Source organism: Myxococcus sp. CA033 (assembly GCF_013336625.1).
GTDB lineage: Bacteria > Myxococcota > Myxococcia > Myxococcales > Myxococcaceae > Myxococcus > Myxococcus llanfairpwllgwyngyllgogerychwyrndrobwllllantysiliogogogochensis.
In genome coordinates, this window is sequence record NZ_JABUMU010000023.1 from 54,229 (window position 1) to 71,321 (window position 17,093).

At 66.8% G+C, this 17,093-nt stretch carries 12 protein-coding genes; 9 read left to right on the plus strand and 3 right to left on the minus strand.

Features of this window, described 5'->3' with window-relative positions; all coding sequences use genetic code 11:
* Window positions 1–495: 495 nt before the first annotated feature.
* Both HUA78_RS35765 and HUA78_RS35770 read left to right on the plus strand, forming a co-directional pair.
* Window positions 496–1,746 (plus strand): Tat pathway signal protein, encoded by a 1,251-nt coding sequence (locus HUA78_RS35765; RefSeq protein ID WP_174458050.1) that lies wholly within the window; start codon window positions 496–498, stop codon window positions 1,744–1,746.
* A gap of 55 nt (window positions 1,747–1,801) precedes the next feature.
* Entirely contained in the window at window positions 1,802–4,696 is a 2,895-nt protein-coding gene (locus tag HUA78_RS35770; RefSeq protein ID WP_174478224.1) for a hypothetical protein, read from the plus strand.
* Window positions 4,697–4,783: 87 nt separating this feature from the next.
* On the opposite strand, the gene HUA78_RS35775 is transcribed toward HUA78_RS35770, so the two are convergent.
* Window positions 4,784–5,899, minus strand: coding sequence for a hypothetical protein (locus tag HUA78_RS35775; RefSeq protein ID WP_174478225.1), 1,116 nt, complete (start codon window positions 5,897–5,899; stop codon window positions 4,784–4,786).
* 480 nt (window positions 5,900–6,379) lie between these two features.
* Here HUA78_RS35775 and HUA78_RS46860 point away from each other — a divergent pair, with 480 nt between their 5' ends.
* The 5 genes from HUA78_RS46860 to HUA78_RS35800 all read left to right on the plus strand — a co-directional run bounded on the left by HUA78_RS46860 (window position 6,380) and on the right by HUA78_RS35800 (window position 13,730).
* Entirely contained in the window at window positions 6,380–7,033 is a 654-nt protein-coding gene (locus HUA78_RS46860; RefSeq protein WP_174458053.1) for a peptidoglycan-binding domain-containing protein, read from the plus strand.
* Window positions 7,034–7,054: 21 nt separating this feature from the next.
* Entirely contained in the window at window positions 7,055–9,007 is a 1,953-nt protein-coding gene (locus HUA78_RS35785; protein ID WP_174478226.1) for a hypothetical protein, read from the plus strand.
* Between the two features lie 257 nt (window positions 9,008–9,264).
* A complete protein-coding gene (locus HUA78_RS35790) occupies window positions 9,265–11,103 on the plus strand; it encodes a DUF1549 domain-containing protein (RefSeq protein WP_174478227.1) in 1,839 nt (612 codons plus the stop codon).
* On the plus strand, window positions 11,103–12,140 hold the full coding sequence (locus HUA78_RS35795; RefSeq protein WP_174478228.1) for a hypothetical protein: 1,038 nt from the start codon (window positions 11,103–11,105) through the stop codon (window positions 12,138–12,140). Before HUA78_RS35790 ends, HUA78_RS35795 begins: the two co-directional genes overlap by 1 nt.
* A gap of 12 nt (window positions 12,141–12,152) precedes the next feature.
* Window positions 12,153–13,730, plus strand: a complete 1,578-nt coding sequence (locus HUA78_RS35800; RefSeq protein WP_174463390.1) for a DUF1501 domain-containing protein — start codon at window positions 12,153–12,155, stop codon at window positions 13,728–13,730.
* A 92-nt stretch (window positions 13,731–13,822) separates the two neighbouring features.
* On the opposite strand, the gene HUA78_RS35805 is transcribed toward HUA78_RS35800, so the two are convergent.
* Complete coding sequence (locus HUA78_RS35805) at window positions 13,823–14,464, minus strand: START domain-containing protein (protein ID WP_254624083.1); 642 nt, start codon at window positions 14,462–14,464, stop codon at window positions 13,823–13,825.
* Between the two features lie 283 nt (window positions 14,465–14,747).
* On the opposite strand from HUA78_RS35805, the gene HUA78_RS35810 reads away from it, so the two are divergent.
* Both HUA78_RS35810 and HUA78_RS35815 read left to right on the plus strand, forming a co-directional pair.
* On the plus strand, window positions 14,748–15,644 hold the full coding sequence (locus HUA78_RS35810) for a type VI secretion system accessory protein TagJ (protein WP_174478229.1): 897 nt from the start codon (window positions 14,748–14,750) through the stop codon (window positions 15,642–15,644).
* Window positions 15,645–15,722: 78 nt separating this feature from the next.
* On the plus strand, window positions 15,723–16,250 hold the full coding sequence (locus tag HUA78_RS35815; RefSeq protein WP_174478230.1) for a DUF6609 family protein: 528 nt from the start codon (window positions 15,723–15,725) through the stop codon (window positions 16,248–16,250).
* 69 nt (window positions 16,251–16,319) lie between these two features.
* Here the strand turns inward: HUA78_RS35815 and HUA78_RS35820 are convergent, their stop codons facing one another.
* A complete protein-coding gene (locus tag HUA78_RS35820) occupies window positions 16,320–17,093 on the minus strand; it encodes an RICIN domain-containing protein (protein ID WP_174463394.1) in 774 nt (257 codons plus the stop codon).

Sequence of the window (17,093 nt, forward strand, 5' to 3'; positions counted from 1 at the left end):
TCTGTCCTCCACCCACGGAGTCGGTGAGGGCGGGACGACCCGGGCAGTTCGTGAGCATCCCGCGCTTCCACTGTCAGTACGACGCGCTGCCGCTGACCGCCGGGTGCCCCTCGGCGGAGAGACACCGAGGAGGCGAGCGTCGCGCGCGGCCCGAAAGAACGCGGCTGCGTCCCCATGAAACGCAGTGCCGACATCGCGCCTGAGCGCGGGTTGCGATCCCGCCGCTCACCCAGGGTCGGAAGGGACACGTCGGCGCGCGGTCCGAGCCCCGGCAGCAGTCACGGCCCCCCGCCACAGTCGCGCGTCCGTCCGCCGCTCGAGGCGGGCCGCCTCCTGGGCCCATGGAATGGGGCGAATCAGCCCTCGCCGCGTCCACGGCACGAAATGTGGATTGCAGGCAGGTGGCACGTGCGACGTCCGCCTGCTGGCCCGTTCACGGGGGGGCTGGGCTCGCGCGTCTCCTCAAGGAACCTATTCAACTGGGATGAAGCCGGCATGCCGAGTGTCTACACCGTGTGTTTCTGTGGAACCGCCTGCGCGCGAGACGAGGGCGAAGTCACGCGATATTGGGACTACAAGCTTCTCGGCCTCTTCGCCAAGAACGACCAGCGCCTCATCAGCCACAAAGACATCTTCGACAAGGGGACCGGATACATCCCGGTACGGCTTCACACGGAGATCTCCACCCACCTCCAGGACACGAAGAAGAGCGTCACCGTTCGAGGTGTCGGCGAGAACGACTGGTACGACCAGATGGACACGTGTGACCCTCTGGACGCCACCCTGCCCGGCGCGCCGGAAGAGCTGCGCAAGTACGCGCGGGCCTACTCGGAAGGCAACCAGCGGACCATGGGGGGACAAATAGCGGGCTGGGCGGATGCGGCGCTCGCACTGCATGCCGCGAGCCGTGCCGCCGCCAGCGGGGCGGAACAGTACAACTTCGTCGGGCACAGCCGCGGCGCGGTCGAATCCATCATGGCCGCCTGGTTCCTGTATGCCTATGGGGGCGAGGCCTGTCGGAACATCCCCATCAACATCTTCGCCATCGACCCCGTTCCGGGCACCGGCGAGTGGTACGGCATCCAGACCCAGCTGCCTCCCAATGTCGTCAACTACGTCGGCGTCTACGCCTGGGACCACCTGGACGTGGGCTTCAGCGCGGTGATTCCCCGGCCCAATGCGAGGATGACCCAGCAACGCGAACACGAGGCCATCGAGGGCCGGGGCCTGGGGAGCACGTGGCAGACGCTCGCCAACAACCGCCAGTTGGCGGACCCCCTCCTCGCCTCCGACCTCCCCAAGCCCGAAGGGTATCGGCTCTACGCGACCCGAGGGCGCCACAGCACCGTCGCGGGAATCGGCACCACCGATGGCCTGTATGACCCGAAGAAGTTCAGCGACGACGTCGCGGCGGTTCCCAGGCTCATCTACAAGATGGCGCGGGGATACCTGACCCGATGGGGAACGACCTTCCACACGAAAAGTCAGGTCCGCGATACCGTCAGGCAGCTGCGAAAGAGAATCCATACAGCGCATTCTCATTTCGACGCCATGGCGGGCGGGCAGACCCGGACGTCTCGTTATGTGTCGCGGCAGTCCGTCCGGCGGGTGTCCTCCATCCACGGCGTCCTGGGCTGGAACAAATACTACTTCGAGGACGTGGTGGGCACGCCTCCCTACAGGCTCGCCTATCCCTGCACCATCGAGCAGACCGGTGGTGGCTGGGTGGACTGGACGTTCCTGTGAATCAGGTCGTGGCTTCCGAGGGGCAGGGACAGCTCAGGCAAGGAGTGCGGAGCAGATGAGTCAGATCAACGCGGTGCGAAGCAAGGTCGAACCCCGCTATTTCAATCACCTGAGCGGTGCGAGCTATGTGCGAATCATGGACACGCCTCGCATCTGGGGGCTCGACTTTGGTCCCGGCATCATGGACCAGGCCCGGAAGCGCACGAAGGAGTTCGAACGAGCGCTCGTCGAGGTCATCCAGAAGTCGAAGTTCCGCTGTGACGTGGCCTCGCTCAACAGCCCGGACCCCGAATGGGCCAAGGTGATTCTGGGGGCCATGGATGCCGCGCTGAGCGAGGACATGGGCAGGACGAAGCGGACCCAGTTCCGGTTCCTGTTCGGGCAGACGCCCATGCTCCTCATGAACGGCACGGCGCCCCCGCTCATCGACTTCCAGGGCGCGCTGATTCGACTGGTGAGGGCGCGGACGCGCCACTGGAAGATGAAGCCGGAGATCTGGATGGGCCAGTTCTACCGGCTCCGGGAAGGACTCCAGTCAGGGCTCCTCGCGCGCCTCGCGGAGTCGCTGCCGAGCTGGATGGTGTCCGAGGGTGATGACGACTTCACGAAGATGACGTGGAATCACTCGAAGATCATCGCCGTGGATGGCATTGAGTCCCTGGTGGGGGGACACAACCTCAACATGGACCTGTTCACCAGCTATCCGCCGGTGCATGACGTGTCGGTCGTCATGCATGGTGAGGCGGCCCTGGGGTCGCAGCTGTACTTGAACCAGATGTGGGCGTGCAAAACGGATGTGTTCACGAAGGAGTATCTGGATGTCGATGCCGGCGTCTGGAAGAACGGCGATGACCACGTCGGCAAGCCTTGGGAGCTCAAGGACCCGCTGAACGAGCAGGATGCCATTGATTACCGGACCGAGCGTTTCGAGGCGCTCGCGCAGCTGCATGGTGGAAGCGTGGAGGACTTCAAGTCCTCTCCCAGCCACTCCAGCAAGAAGCTCTTGTCGGAGTCGAACGAGGACCTGGACGAGGACCTCATCGAGGACGACATCCGGAGGGATGACCTGCAGACCCTCGCCGACCTGGAGCTGCCGGTGTTCAAGGAGAAGAAGTACAGCTCCTACGCCAGCCTCGGTGAGTACAAGAAGGCGACCCGCGTCTTGTCGCTCGGCAAGTACTGGAAGGGCTCGAACCTGGAGGAGGACTACGAGAAGGCGTCCGAGCTGATGAAGCAGGAGTTGATCCAGGGCGCGAAGAGCATCCTGCGGTTGTCCCAGATGGACCTGGTGAGCGCGTGGAAGAAGAAGTGGTCCTCCCACGTCGTCTGCCACTGGATCATGGACGCGCTGCTCAAGAACGAGAAGCTGGTCGTCCAGGTCGTGGTTTCCCCCCTGGACGCCGGCGCGGGCGCGGAGGGAGACCAGTATTCGTTCGGCTCGGGTGCGTGTCGGACGTTCGAGCTGTTCCAGTACTACGCGACGCATGCCGTGGACACCGACACCCGGCTGCCAGATGCGGAGGTGCGGGAGCGTGCGTTGGAGCGACTGCACATCGCGCCGCTCTATTTCACGGACAAGGTCCCCGAGGGGAGCACCACCGAAGGTGAGACCTATTTCTGGCCCAAGCTCACGGAGGAGGGAAAGACGGCGACCCTGAAACAACCCTCGCTCGCCACGGTGCCACCGGTCAAGGGCGTCATCGGGAGCGCACAGGAGTCGGTCAAGAAGGCCAGCGGCGCCTTCTATCCCAAGGTTCCGTCCGCGCCGGGCAATCACGCGAAAATCATGATTGTCGACGACGAGTCGTATGTCGTCGGGTCCGACAATCTCTATCCAGGCTTCCTCTCCGAGTTCAACTACCTGGTGGAGGGCGCGTCCGCCGTGAAGGACATGCTCGAGTCGTATTGGGAGCCCCTGTGGGACTACTCGGGACTGCACTGTGTCAATCCCCGGTGCGAAGGGGGTTGCAAGACGCGCCCTGAGAAGCCCAAGCCCAAGCTGCCCTCGTTGCTGGGGCCCCGACTCGGCCTCTATTCGTCGCTGCTCGGTGGCAGAGGAGGCAATCCCTTGCTCCTGGCGGGCCTGATGTCGACACCGCTCTTCGGCAAGACAGGCTTGAGCGGCTTCGGCGGAGGGAGTGGCCTGGGCATCTTTCCGCCGCTCTTGAGCAACGACAACCAGGGCAAGGTCAAACGGGTGAAGGTGTCCCAGACCGAGAACCTCGACTCCCTCCTTCAGCAGGACGACGAGGCCGCGAAGGTGGGAGTGGTGGAGCGGCAGCTCGCCAAGGAGTCGGTGCCGTCGAGTTCGGAGCCCTCCTCGCCGAAGGCCCAGAAGAAGAAGGACCCGGACGTCCATTCGAACGGCGACAAAATCGAGGACGAGCACTACTACACGGATCGCCAGATCCTCCGGCTCATGGAGCACTACATCGGGCACATGCCGAATGTGGTCGTGCGCCCCGGGCTCGGGGCCTACCAGCTCCGTCGCCTGGGGCCCGACGCGTTTGACGATGCCCTCCAGGGCATGGCCGAAGATCGCGAGCCCCGCATCATCGTCCAGCCCTACAACGTCAACGGCAACCACTGGGGGTTGATCTACATCAAGGCGGCGCCGTCACCGTTCGGAGGCAGGGCCCAGGCCCGCGTGCTCTACATCGACCCGCTCAACCCGAGCAGCGTGCCGAATCTCGGTCCCCTGCGGCGCGCGTTTCCGGACCTTGAAGTCGAGCGGTGCGACATCCCCTATCAGAATGACAATCACGGTGGTGGCTTTGGGGGACAGCACAGCTGCGGCCCCTGGATTGTCCACCTGTCGCGGTGCCTCGTGCACTCCGGGAACGCCCTGCCCCTCCCCGCTCCGAACCCCCGCACGGCCGCAATCAAGCTCCGCGAGGAGCACCAGAAGGCCCTGAATGGTCTGAACCAGGGCGGCAGCGACTTCCTCTGAGTCGAGGACGACGTCTCTGGCCGCGCGGCCGCCTCGAAGGGGGCTCCGCCGCGCGGCCCGGGGTCCCTCGCGTGGGCGGGCCGGGTCTCAACGTCCTGGGTGAAGCACCCGAGTCCCCCGGAGCCGAAGGAGCCGGGCCCAGCCGCCCTCCTTCATGGTGAAGGCCTCGCCCGTCCATTCCCCCAGCACGAAGGGCTTCCGCACGCGGCTGCAACACGTGCTCCCCGGGATGGGCTCTGCCCACAGCTGCGCGCCCTTCAACCGGAGGAAGTGGTTGTAGACCGGGCTGTGCCGAGGCTTGCCCGTCTCTGGAACACCTCCGGTGACGATGAGCACGTCCTCCTTCTGTCCCTCCACGAGGAACCGGCCCTTCGCAAGCCTCGGGCGCCCCTCCGCCAGCGTGATGACCTCCGCGAAGCGCAGATAGTCGAAACCCAGGAGGCTGTAGCCCGTCAGCAGATACTCCTGGGGGTTGCCGGGAATCGGGGTGAGTCCGTCCAGGATGGCGTCGAGCTGGAGCTCCTCCAGCGACCTGTCGAGAGCGACCCCGAACTTCCCCTCGGGTGTGAGCCATTGGAGGTACGCGCGGCCTCTCTCCAGTTCGTCCTTCAGGCCTCGCGTGGCGCGCCGCAGGGTCCAGGACCGCAGGCGTCCGTCAGGCGAGGTGACTGTCTCCGCGCACCCGAGAGTCTCCGACTGGAACACCCCTCGGTCGTACCTGGCCATTCGCCGAAGCGCCTGGATGGCTTTGTCCTTCGTCTTCGGCACGCGGACCTTCATCGACGAGGAGCGACGCAGGAGGCGCTCGAAGTCCCCCAGGCCGCAGCTCGCCAGCTCCAGCTCCGCGAAGGCGACGGCGGCCTTCGGGCAAAACTCACCGAGCACGGACAGGTCCGTCACGCTGGAGATGAGCTTCTGGCAGGGACGGGAGGCCCCTCCCGCATCGGGGGGCACGGGACAATGGACCCAGACCCAGTTCTGGTTCCCGTGGGTACCCGACCATCTCCCGATGTCCACGCAGACGCCGCCATCCGCGGTGCTGAAGACGGGCGCCTGGGGTCCTCGGAGAATCGCCTCGGACAGGTCGAGGGCGGGGTCCAGCTGCCACCCCTCGGTGACGTCGGAGAAGGAGGAGACCTCTCCGATATCGGGCCCCTCGGACGGCGACGTGCTCAGCAGTACCAGCAGGACCTGAGGCCACATGGTGCGCTCCGTTGCAGGACCCGGCCCTTCTTGTCGAGCGCCACGATTGCCCCGTCTCCATTCGTATCCTCACGGGCCTGACATTCCATCAGCCACCTCCCGTCCGGAGACGCCTGGACCGGATTGAAGCGATGCGCCGTTCCACACGGGCCGCTCGGAGCGGACGAGGGGGGCTCCGCGACAGCCGCGGCGGCCTTCTTCCCGGCCAAGGTCGAGGGCGAGGTCGCGCAAGCGGAGAGCATCAGCAACAGGAGCAGGAGCAGGATTGGGCGCATGGCGGGGGCGGGATACGTGGGGCGGTGTTTGACGCCGAAGCCGCGTGGACGGTTCCAGTCCTTCTGGACGAAGCGCGTCCTCTCGAAACGCATGCGCGTCTCCCACGCACGCACACCGGGCCTCCTCCGGGAGGCCGGCCCTCCTCGCCGTGAGCCTCCGGGGACATGCCCGTGCAAGGCACGTCACATGCAGTCTGGATGATTCATGGTGAACCGATTGAATCCGGGCACGCACCACACCGTGCGCGAGGGGGAGAGCGTCGAAAGCATTGCCTACGAATCCGGGCACGTGGGCAGGACGCTCTGGAATCACGCCGAGAATGAACCCCTCCGGAAGGAGGGGCGTGACCCCAACGCGCTCGCGGCGGGAGACGTGCTCTACATCCCTCCGTTCCGCGAGAAGAAGGTCACCGTCAGGACCGGGGCCGTGCACAAGTTCACCCGCCGGGGCGTGCCCTCGGTGCTGCGATTTCTTCCCCTCGTCTTTGGCCAACCGATGCCTCGCACGCCCTTCACCGTCGTGGTGGAGGGAAAGGAGCTCCAGGGAAAGACCACGGACCGGGGGCTCGTGGAGTGTTTCATCCGCCCTGATGCGCCCCGCGCCACGGTATACCTGGGCGAGGAGCCCTTCCTGCTCACCTACGAGCTGGACCTGAGGATGCTCGCGCCCGTGGAGACTCCCCATGGGACGCTCACCCGCCTGCGCAACCTGGGCCTTCATGACGGCCCCATCGACAACCCTCCCGCAGACGTGTTGGAGGGAGCGCTGCGCCGCTTCCAGGAGCAGCAGGGACTTCCCACCACGGGTGAGCTGGACGCACGCACCCGCGAGACACTCCTCGCGCGCCACGGGCGCTGAGCCCCCACCGAGACCCTCTCCATGATTCAAATCTCAGCGGCCCAGAAGGGCCCCCCACCCGCGAAGCTGGTGGAGACCGCGAAGCAGGCCGCCGCGTGGCTGCTCGAATACAATCAGTTCGCGAGCACCGGACTCTCCGCGACCCAGATCGCGAAGAACCAGGAGGAGTACCTCGCGAAACTGGAGATCAGCTCGAAGAGCTATGCGCCCAATGAGGTCAAGGCCCAGCTCGTCGCCTGTCACTACGGGAAGTGCGCATATTGCGAGACGCGCATCATCCACAGCCACTACGGCGACGTGGAGCACTTCCGTCCCAAGAAGGGCGTCACCTTCTTCGACAAGACAGGCAAGATGGCGACCATCGCCGACGCGTATTTCTGGCGCGCCTTCGATTGGAACAACCTCTTCCTCTCCTGTGGCGTCTGCAACGAGCAGTACAAGAAGAACTATTTCGGCCTCTTGCCCAGCCTCACCGCCACCGCCGCCGAGCAACAGTACCTGGGCGTGGGCCCCCTGAAGGTTCCCACCGTCGCGGAGAAGCGACAGAGCCCCGCGAATCCCAACCTCCTCGAGCAGGCCATCCTCATCGACCCTGGAGTCGACGAACCGCGCGTCCTCATCCGCTTCGATGTTCGCAACGGGCAGGCCATGCCCAGCCCGACCATCAATCTGCTCCAGGGCGACAAGGCGCTCGCCTACGGTCGCACGGCCAAGACCATCGAGGTCCTGGGATTGAATCGGCCGGCGCTCGTCGAGGCGCGCGCCCGGCACCTCCTGAGCCTGCACCTGCTCCTGATACCCATCCTCGGCGACCTGCCGGCACTCCAGCAGTTCGTCCAGTTCGGAGCCCTGTGCTTCAAGCAGAAGGACACCCTGGTTCCTCGCTCAGACCCGCTCGCCAACCTGCTCGCACAGGCCGCGACGGCCGCCGGGAGCAACAAGGCCAGCAAGGAGGCCGTGCTGGCCTTCGGCAGGCTCGTCGCGAGCATCCAGCCCTGGGCTGAATACACGGCGCTCGCCCTGGATGCCGTCGTCACCTGGAGCATCCAGGAGTTCGCTCGCGTGAGCGCCACGCAGACACTGCAAGCCACGACGCAAGCCTCGGGAGGGAGCGCGAACATCGGCGCCACCCACAGCCTGGCGCCTCGGCTTCCGGCGAGCCTGTCCACGACGCTCGAAGGACAGACGCAGGACTACCGCCAGATCGTCGCGCACTACTGCAAGGACCGCTGGACCGTGGGAACCGAGGAGAAGGCGGACCAGAGCGCCATGCGGGTGGCGCTGCACGGCGAGTTGAACACGCTCATCGAGGACTACGAGGCGGCATGGAAGGAGGTCCACCACCGCGCCAAGGCCTTCAAGACCCAAGAGGCCGTGATGCGGCATGGCTTCCTCAAGGAGGAGGTGGAGAACTACCAGGAGCAGTTCGCCCGGGGCATCGAGGACGCAAGCGAGGAGCCGCTCCTGCTGGCCTGCCTCCAGAAGGTGACGGAGTCGCTCACCCCCCTCTTCAAGGAACTGCTCGCCTCCACGGACCTCGCCACGGCCCTCAAGCTCGTCACGCAGGGAAGCAAGCTGCTCCGAGTGGACATCCCGGCGTTCTATGCGCTTTGCATCAAGGACGCGGACACGAAGAAGGCGCACAGCGACCCCATGGCCCATTGGCTGAAGATGCATTCCTTCTTCGTCGAGCGGGTGGACCACACGCTCGGGAAGGCGCACATCTCCACCTTCGTGAAAGACTTCATGGAAGGAGCCCACGACAACTTCGTCGAGCTCTACAACCGCTTCACGGATGTGGTGGTGAGGTATCGGCTCAACAGCCTCTACAACAAGACGGTGGAGACCCGCGCGAATCCATTGAAGCAAGCCATTCAAGCCATGATTCAGCACGTCAGGGACCACGTGGCGGGCAAACCCACGCCCACCCACGCCCCGCTCGTGGCCATTTCCCTCATCCGAATCGTTGGCTAGCGCCGAGCATCCACGGGGGCGGCGCCAGGGATGGAGCGGCGCGGCATGGGGCGCTCCTGAAGGCGCCCTCGGACGCCCGGGAGAATCCGTCACCGAGGCGGTGTAGAGGGGAGTCCACCCCACCGTGGCCTCGAGTCACGGCCGCCGTCTGAACAAAAGACAGTCAGGTGTGGAGGGGAGTCCACCCCTCATTCTCGCGAAATGACAGACATTTCCTCTCGTGCCTTGTCACGTCGCCTGATGCTATTGTCGCATGTATGCACTGGCACCTGCACTTGAAGAGCGCGGCCCTCGCGGTCGTGCTGTTCGCGATGTCCGGGCTCGTCGTGCCCGACGCGCACGCGCAGCAATGTGGACCCGGGCCGACCTCGCCGGTCGATCCACCCGAGGACCAGCTGAGCGACACGCGCCTGCTGCGGCGCATCGTGCTCGGACTCACGGGGACGACTCCGACCCTGGAGCAGTACGAGGCCATGGCGGCCGCGGCCTCGCCCGAGGCGCGGGCCTCACTGCTCCGCTCGACGCTCGACGAGGTGCTCGCCTCTCCGAAGTTCTATGAGCGGATGCTGCGCTTCGGACACGAGTGGATCGCCGTGGGCGCCTACACCACGGGCGCCACGGGCGACGCGTACCAGGGCGACATGTCCGGACACCTGCACCGGTGCGCCGACAACACCCTGCACCCGGGCGCGCTCTACGCGGTGAACGAATTCGCCTCGGGGGACCCGGGGCAGCAGTGCTCCGACAAGGACGGTGGCGGGAACCCCGCCGTGCCGGAAGCGCGCACCGTCGAGCCCTGGTGGGCGCCAGGCACCACGGTCCAGGTGCTGGGCAAGGCGGGCTCCGACATCAAGCAGGTCGTCGACACCACCACCGGGAAGACCTGGGACTGTGGCATCGCGAGCGGCGGCTACTACGACCCCGGGCTGCCTCGGGGCTGTGGATGCGGACCGAATCTGATGTGGTGCTCGCCGCTCGCCGGCCTGGGCTCCGCGAGCACCTCCACCCTCAATGGACAGCGCCGCCACCCCTACGAGGAGCCCGCGCGCCTGTTCGCGCACCTGGCGTGGCATGACCGGCCGCTCTCGGACCTGGTCGTCGGCAACTACTCGGTCGGAACCAACTGGCTGCGCGCGCTGTACATCCGCTTCGGCCGGCAGATGGGCAGCGACGTGGTGGACCAGAACAGCACGTGGTGGCGGCCGGACGTGGGCAATGCCCCGCGCGACCCGATGCACCCGACGCCGGATGATCCACAGGCGTGGCGGGAGTTCGTGGTGGAGGAGCTGGAGCCCTACCACCTCTCGCTCACCCCCGACAAAACCCGCTCCGGCAGCATGGACCGCACCTATCGCTTCGACCCGCGCAAGACGAAGGACGCGCCCCTGGGCCTGCCCGCCGCCGGGGTGCTCACCATGATGGGGTCCATGTCGTCGTTTCCGCGCGAGCGCGTCCGGGCCGCGCGTTTCCTGGAGATCTTCGCCTGCCAGAACTTCTCGCCGCCTCCCGCGGACGTGCACTTCCCGCCGCTGGAGATAGACCCGGCGACGGGCGGAACGTGCCTGCACTGCCACAAGACGCTGGACCCCGCGGCCATCGCCTTCAAGCGCTGGGACTTCAGTCCCTTCCCGAGCTACTACGTTCCGTGGCCCTTCATCGGGGGCATCGGCAATCAGCGCATCACCGCGGAGTGGCTGTCCGGTAAGTATCCGCACATCGGCAATGCGCCGGGCCTGCGCTGGAAGAACGCCTTCGCGCCCAACACGGTGCTGACGCCCGTCACTCCGGAGGAGCTCACGGCGAATCCGGAGGCGGTGCTGCTCGACACGATGCCGGAGTCGTACACGCTGCTGGGCGAACATGGCGATGGGACCATGGGCCCGTTGGGCTTCGGCAAGCTGCTGGTCCGCTCCGGTGAGTTCGACCGCTGCGCGGCGCGCAAGCTCTACGCGATGTTCATTGGCCGGGAGCTGAATCCGGCCACGGAGAAGGGCTTCATCGACAAGCTCGCGCGGGAGTTCGTCGCGGGGGAGCGCAAGCTGCGGCCCTTCATCCGCCATCTCTTCGAACAGTCCGAGCTGCGGAGGGGCCTGTGATGCGCACACTGCGTTCGTTGCTGGGGCCCGTCGCGCTCGCATTCGGCCTGGGGGCTTGTTTCGGGGATGTCTCGCACCCGCAGGGGGGCGATGGCACGCCGGACGGGGGCGACACCTGCGCCGCGTCGAGCGACAACGACGCGGTCCGCCTCGCGCTCGCTCCCGCGTGTGAGGGCTGCCACGTCAACGGCAACAAGCCCTTCTTCGCCTCGCTCGCCGCGTTCGAGAGCGGGCTCGTCTACAACGAGCGGTTCGTGAAGCGCGGAGACCCGGAGGGCAGCGTCCTGGTCCAGATGCTCAAGGGCACCGCCCCTGGCAGCTACGCCCAGATGCCTCCGGGCCAGCCCTACGAGCAGCTCGTCGCCAACGGCCGCGTCACGATGACCATCTCCCAGGTGGAGGCGTGGATTCGCGACCTGAAGGCGCCCCCCGCGCAGTTGGAGACGCCGTCACCCGAGGAGTTCCGCGTCCGCCGGCTGTCCGCCGAGGAGATGGTGGTGAGCCTGATGGACCAGCTCGGGCTCACGCTCGAGGACTTCGTCAGCACGAGCAACCCCGACTGGCGCAACCGGGCGTACGTGGTGAACTGGGGCAAGTTCTTCATCTGGCCTGGTGACTGGTCTCCCGGCATCTCGGGCGAGTACGTCTCCGACCTGCGCACCGTCGAGCGGTTCGAGGCGCTCGGAGGCGGCAACTCCCTGGCGTACCGCAAGAAGGACACGACCTTCGGCCCCTCCGCCGGACAGGCCCTGGTCCAGGTGTCCCAGGCCTGGTGTGGGCGCGCGGTGGACAAACCCAACAACAAGGCGGTGCTGCGCTTCGTGACGCTCGCGGACACGTCCACGAAGAACCCGGACGCGGTGCAGAAGAACCTGCGCAACCTCTATCTGCGCATGCTGGGCCAGCCGCCCGACGACGCGGAGCTGAAGGCGCTGTATGAGCAGGTCTACCTCCCGCTCGAAGCGCAGAGCGCGCGCCTGGCCTGGGTTGGCACGTGCGCGGCGCTCATCCGTCACCCGCTGTGGATCACCTACTGAGCCGAGGACGCCATGCCGAACACTTCTCGACGCACGTTGCTCAAGTGGGCCCTCGGAGCCGGTCAGTTCGCCCTCCTCGACCGCGCGGGGCTCCTCGGCGCTGGCCTCGCGCACGCCGCGGACGCCGACGTCCCTTCACGACTGGTGGTGCTCTACGTCCCGGGCGGCTTCCGTCCGGCGTATTGCTTCACGCCGATGGAGGATTCGGAGATTCCGCTCTGCGTCCCGGGGTCCTCCAACTTCAGCAGCGAGCCGGTCTTCTACGACGCGAGCAAGGTGGTGAACCTGGCGCCCGCCAACGGCGCGTACAAGCCGTTGCGGACGTGGCAGTCCTGGAATCCGCAGGACCCGGCGGCGCGCGGTACCTTCAGCCCGCTCATGTACGGCTACCAGCACTTCGCGCTGCATGAGCAGTTGAGCGTGCTGCATGGCATCGACCAGGGGACCAATGACCATGCGAGCGCCTTCATCTCCGCGATGTGCGGCGTCGCGGGCGCGGACTATCGGGCGCCGGCGATGCACTCGGTCATCGCGAACCACCTGTATGCGCGGCACCGGGAGACCCGGCCGCTGCCGTTCGTGGTGGTCGCTGGAGACCGGGGCGTTCCCTCTGGCATGGGGTTGCCCTCGCACGCCTCGCCGGTCGGTGTGCCGTCCATCGATGCGCTCAAGCCGATGCTCTCCGGAAAGGCCGCGGACAACGCCTGGTGGTCGGGGCTGGAGGCGCGCACCGAGGGCGCGGAGCTGGATGCACGGGGCACGCCCACCGGGGCCCAACTGAAGACGACGACGGTGGAGCGCTACTCCCTGGCGCGTGCGCAGCCGCTCCTGGGCCGCTCGACGGCGAAGGTGGACAACTACCTGGAGGGCCTGCATGGCTCGCTGTCGTCCGTCTCCCGCGTGCTGGCGACGGACGTGGTGTCCCTGCTGGAGGGCACCAAGGGCATCGACACGCTGAAGACGAACCGGCCCGCGTACCTGTCGAGCTACCTGAACGAGACGTTCACCTACACGTTCGGCAACGCGAACTTCCACCTCACCGGGTTGGACCCGCGCATGGACATGGCGCTGCGGTTGCTCAAGTCGGACCTGTGCACGTCAGTGCATGTCTCGCTGCGCATGGACTTCGACACGCACAGCGGCGCGGGCCATGCCTTCAGTTGCGCGCATGGTCGCGGGCTGATGGATTGTGTCGCGCGCTTCCTGGGCGAGATGAAGGCCACGCCCGCTCCGGGCAAGCCGGGCAAGACGCTGCTCGATGACACCCTGGTGTTGGTGATGAGCGAGTTCGGCCGGAGCTGGGCTTCCCGCGCGAATGACGGCAGCTACAACCTGCCGGATGACCACCACCCCTACACCTCGGTCTTCTTCGCGGGGGGAAACGTGGCCGCGAACCGGCAGGTGGGCACGTACACGACGCGCGGGCTCGGCGTCCCGGTGGACATCATCGAGGAGACGGGGCAGACCCAGAAGCGCGTCCCCCGGTCCGCGGACGTCGTCACCACCGCGCTGCGCATCATGGGCATGGAGCCGAACGAGTTCTTCATCCCCGGTGGCTACGGCGAGGTGGTGGGGCTCCGGAAGGGGTAGCGGCGGTGAAGACGCCGCACGGCACACCTGGGGACTGCCCCTCAGCGCTTCGCGCACGCCCTCGGGCAGGTCCTGGCGCCCTTGCACCCTCATCACTGCTGGCGCGACTCGGCGTGCTGCCGCGCCCGCTTCTCCACCGCGCGGAACGTGTCCTCCACCGCGTCCTTCTGGCCCATGCGCGCCAGGAAGCCAGGGATGGAGCCGGCCGGGTCCACGGTGAAGCGATACACGGCATGGGACTTGTCCTCGCCACGAGGCTCCACGCGCCAGCTTCCTTCATTGAGCCGGATGCGCACCGTGCCACGCCGCTGGGGAATGGCGTCCGGCTCCGCCTGCCACCTCTGCGCGAACACGCCCGAGCCGTCCTCCACCAGCTTGGACTCCAGCACCACGTTGCTGATGTAGTCCCGCGCGGACACCACCGGCAGGTCCAGTCTCGTGTAGGTGAGCTGCCCCTCGTCCGGCAGCTCCTTCAAGAGGCGGGACTCCTTCACGTACGGCATCCAGTGCCGGTAGGCGTCCACATCCCGCAGCACGGCCTGCACGTCCACGGCGCTCGCCGCCAGCTCGCCCTCCGCCCAGACGTCCTTGGCCTGCGTCCCCGGCCGGGCCCGGACCTTCACCACGTATGGCTTCTCCGCCAGCGTGCTCCAGCCCTCCGCCGCCTGGGACGTCCCCGCGGCGAGCCCCAGCGCACAGGCGGCAAGTGCCGCTCCACTCCACAGCATCTTCATGCGTTCTTCCTGGGCGACTCGGGCCCGGTGCGTCTTCACGTCCGCTTCCGACACACGAGCGCCCCGACGAATTCGCGGAGGCACACCCGGCCAGGGGGCAGGGCAGCCTCCAAGCTGCCAGCCATGACGGCTCGGGGCCGCCATGCGAGCAGCCACGAGGCCCTGTGGCCCTCGACAGCGCTCGAATTCTTCCGAGTGGAAGTGCCGACCCCAACCCATCCGAACCGATTTAGAGTCACAAGGACGCGCGAGGGTCGCCGCGCGGCACTTGGGGGCATGTGCCATGAAGCAGATTGAGCAACACCTCGCGGAAGGTTCCTTCCAGGAAGCACTCCAGTTGATTGAAGCGGAGGTGGCCAAGGCCCCCTCGGGCGAGCGGCTGCTGATGGCGTTCAACGTAAGGGTGCGCCTGGAGGACTATGACGGGGCCCTGCGCGCGCTCGAGGACTTGGAGAAGCTGGAGCCTGAAGTCTCCGAAGCGGTGACCTTCCTGCACCACTGTGCCGAGCTCGAACGCCTGCACTCCCTGCGAAGGAAGGACGCCGAGCGAGCCAAGGAGCGCGGGGCGCTGCAGGCACCCCAGCCCTTCTCACGTGCCTACCTCCAGGCGGCGGTGAGCCATGCGAAGGGCGAGTTCTCCGACGCGGCTCGTGCCCTGGAAGAGGGCGCGCGCTCGGCCCCCAAGACATCCGGAATCCTGACGCGGACCAATGGCGCCCGGGTGCGCTTCTCCGATTTGACCGACTCGGATGAGCTGACGGGGCCACACCTCCCCTGCTTCCAGGGTGGCACCGTGCTGGACGTGCCCTTCAGCGAGCTTCGCTCCATCCAATTCGAAAAGCCGCAAAGCTCAATGGATGTCGTCTGGCTGCCGGCCCAGTTCCAGACGCTCGACGGCCGCGAGGTCGAAACCCGCGTGCCTTCGCTGTACCCCGGGTCAGGCCTGCATGACCACGCTCCCATCCGCCTGGGCGAAATGACCGCGTGGCATCACGACCCCCACGGGTATGCCGTTGCGTTCGGCCAGCGAGACTTCAAGCTGACACATGAGGATGGCGGCATGGGGATGGTCGGGCTCCTTCAGGTGGCAAGGATCGACTTCGATGATGCGAGCAGGCCCATGAGCGGAAAGCCGCAACCCCAGGCGAAGAAATCCTTCTGGTCGAAACTCTTCGGCTGAGTCGGGACCTCGGTGCGGGCGAATGCCTGTCAATGACGGGCCTGCCCATGCCAACGCAAGGCTGTCAGGCTCGACCTCGTGGACCTCTTCACGAACATGCCTGAGTTGTTCCCGCTCATGCGCGGCGGCGGCGCATTCCTTGTCGCCATCGGGCTCGGCATCCTCGTCGGGTCCTTCGGTCGCGGCAGATGGCCTTTCGGCGGGCTCCTCGCGGGCGCGGCCATTGGCATCCTGATCATGGCCGTCGGTGGTGCCACCCGGCTCATCTTCGACGAGGGTGTGCGCACGCCCATCTGGCAGTGGGGAGTGCTCGGCATCGCCATGCTCGTCGAGGTCTACCTCGTCAGCGTCGTCGCACAGAAGTTCCCCGACACCGAGTCACGTCCCTTCTGGATGTGGCTGCTCTTCGTCGTCGGAGCCCACTTCCTCATCCTCGGACCCAGCCACGGTCCCATCTGCGCCTTGCTCGCGGTCCTCTGCATGACGAACGCCTGGATCGGGCTTCGCGCGACCACCGTCGACCTCCGCGTGTCCTGGGCGATCGACGGCGTGCTCAAAATCGGCGCGGGCGCGCTGATGGTCGCGGTCAGTTACAGATTCGTTTGATCCAGACGACAGGCACGATGTGTCGGGGCGCCCCAGGTGACTCGACGAAGCACCCGGGGCTGAGCCGGGTCAGATGTCCAGGTACCAGAGCTGGTTGTCCGCCGCCCTGTCGCGCTTCATGGGGTAGGTGATGAGCCGCCCCGAGCCATCCGCCCTGCCACCCTCGATGTCGAGCACGTGGCCGTTGAGCTGACTCTGGATGTAGTAGGTGCCGCGGACACGACCGGGCACCAGCTGCCACACCTGATGGGGCTGTCCGTGGGCCTCCCAGGTGACCACGCGTGTTCCCGAGGCCTTGTTGGCGCCCTCCACGTCGAGCACGAGTCCGTTGAGCCGGCTGCGGATGAGGTAGCCGCCGCGCGTGGGCACCAGCTCCCACTTCTGGTTGTCATTGCCCTCACGGTTGGACTTGGCCCGGTGGGCGATGAGCCCCGCGCCGGGCGAGCGGTTGTTGCCCGCGATGTCGATGACGAGCCCCGCGAGCTTGCTGCGGATGAAGGTGCTGCGCTGGGGACGCCCCTCTCCCCGGCCATGGTCCCAGTCCTGTCCGTCGTGGTCTCGGACCGAACGCCCGGGCGGCGGCGGGGGCGGCGCGGGGCGCGCCTCGCCCTGGCACCAGCCCGCGGAACTGCACGTGCGTGCGCCATCGCACTGGGAGGCATCGTGGCAGCGGTTGGGCCCGGGGTGGTTGCGCGACTCGTCCCTGCGGTAGTCCGGCCCAGGCCCCGCCGCCGCCGTCAGAGGCAGGAGCAGCAACGCGAGCGCCGCCCATCCCCTCCCCTTCGCGGACGACCGGTTTTCACTCGCACGAACACCCTCGGAGCCACTCCGAACCGCCAACAT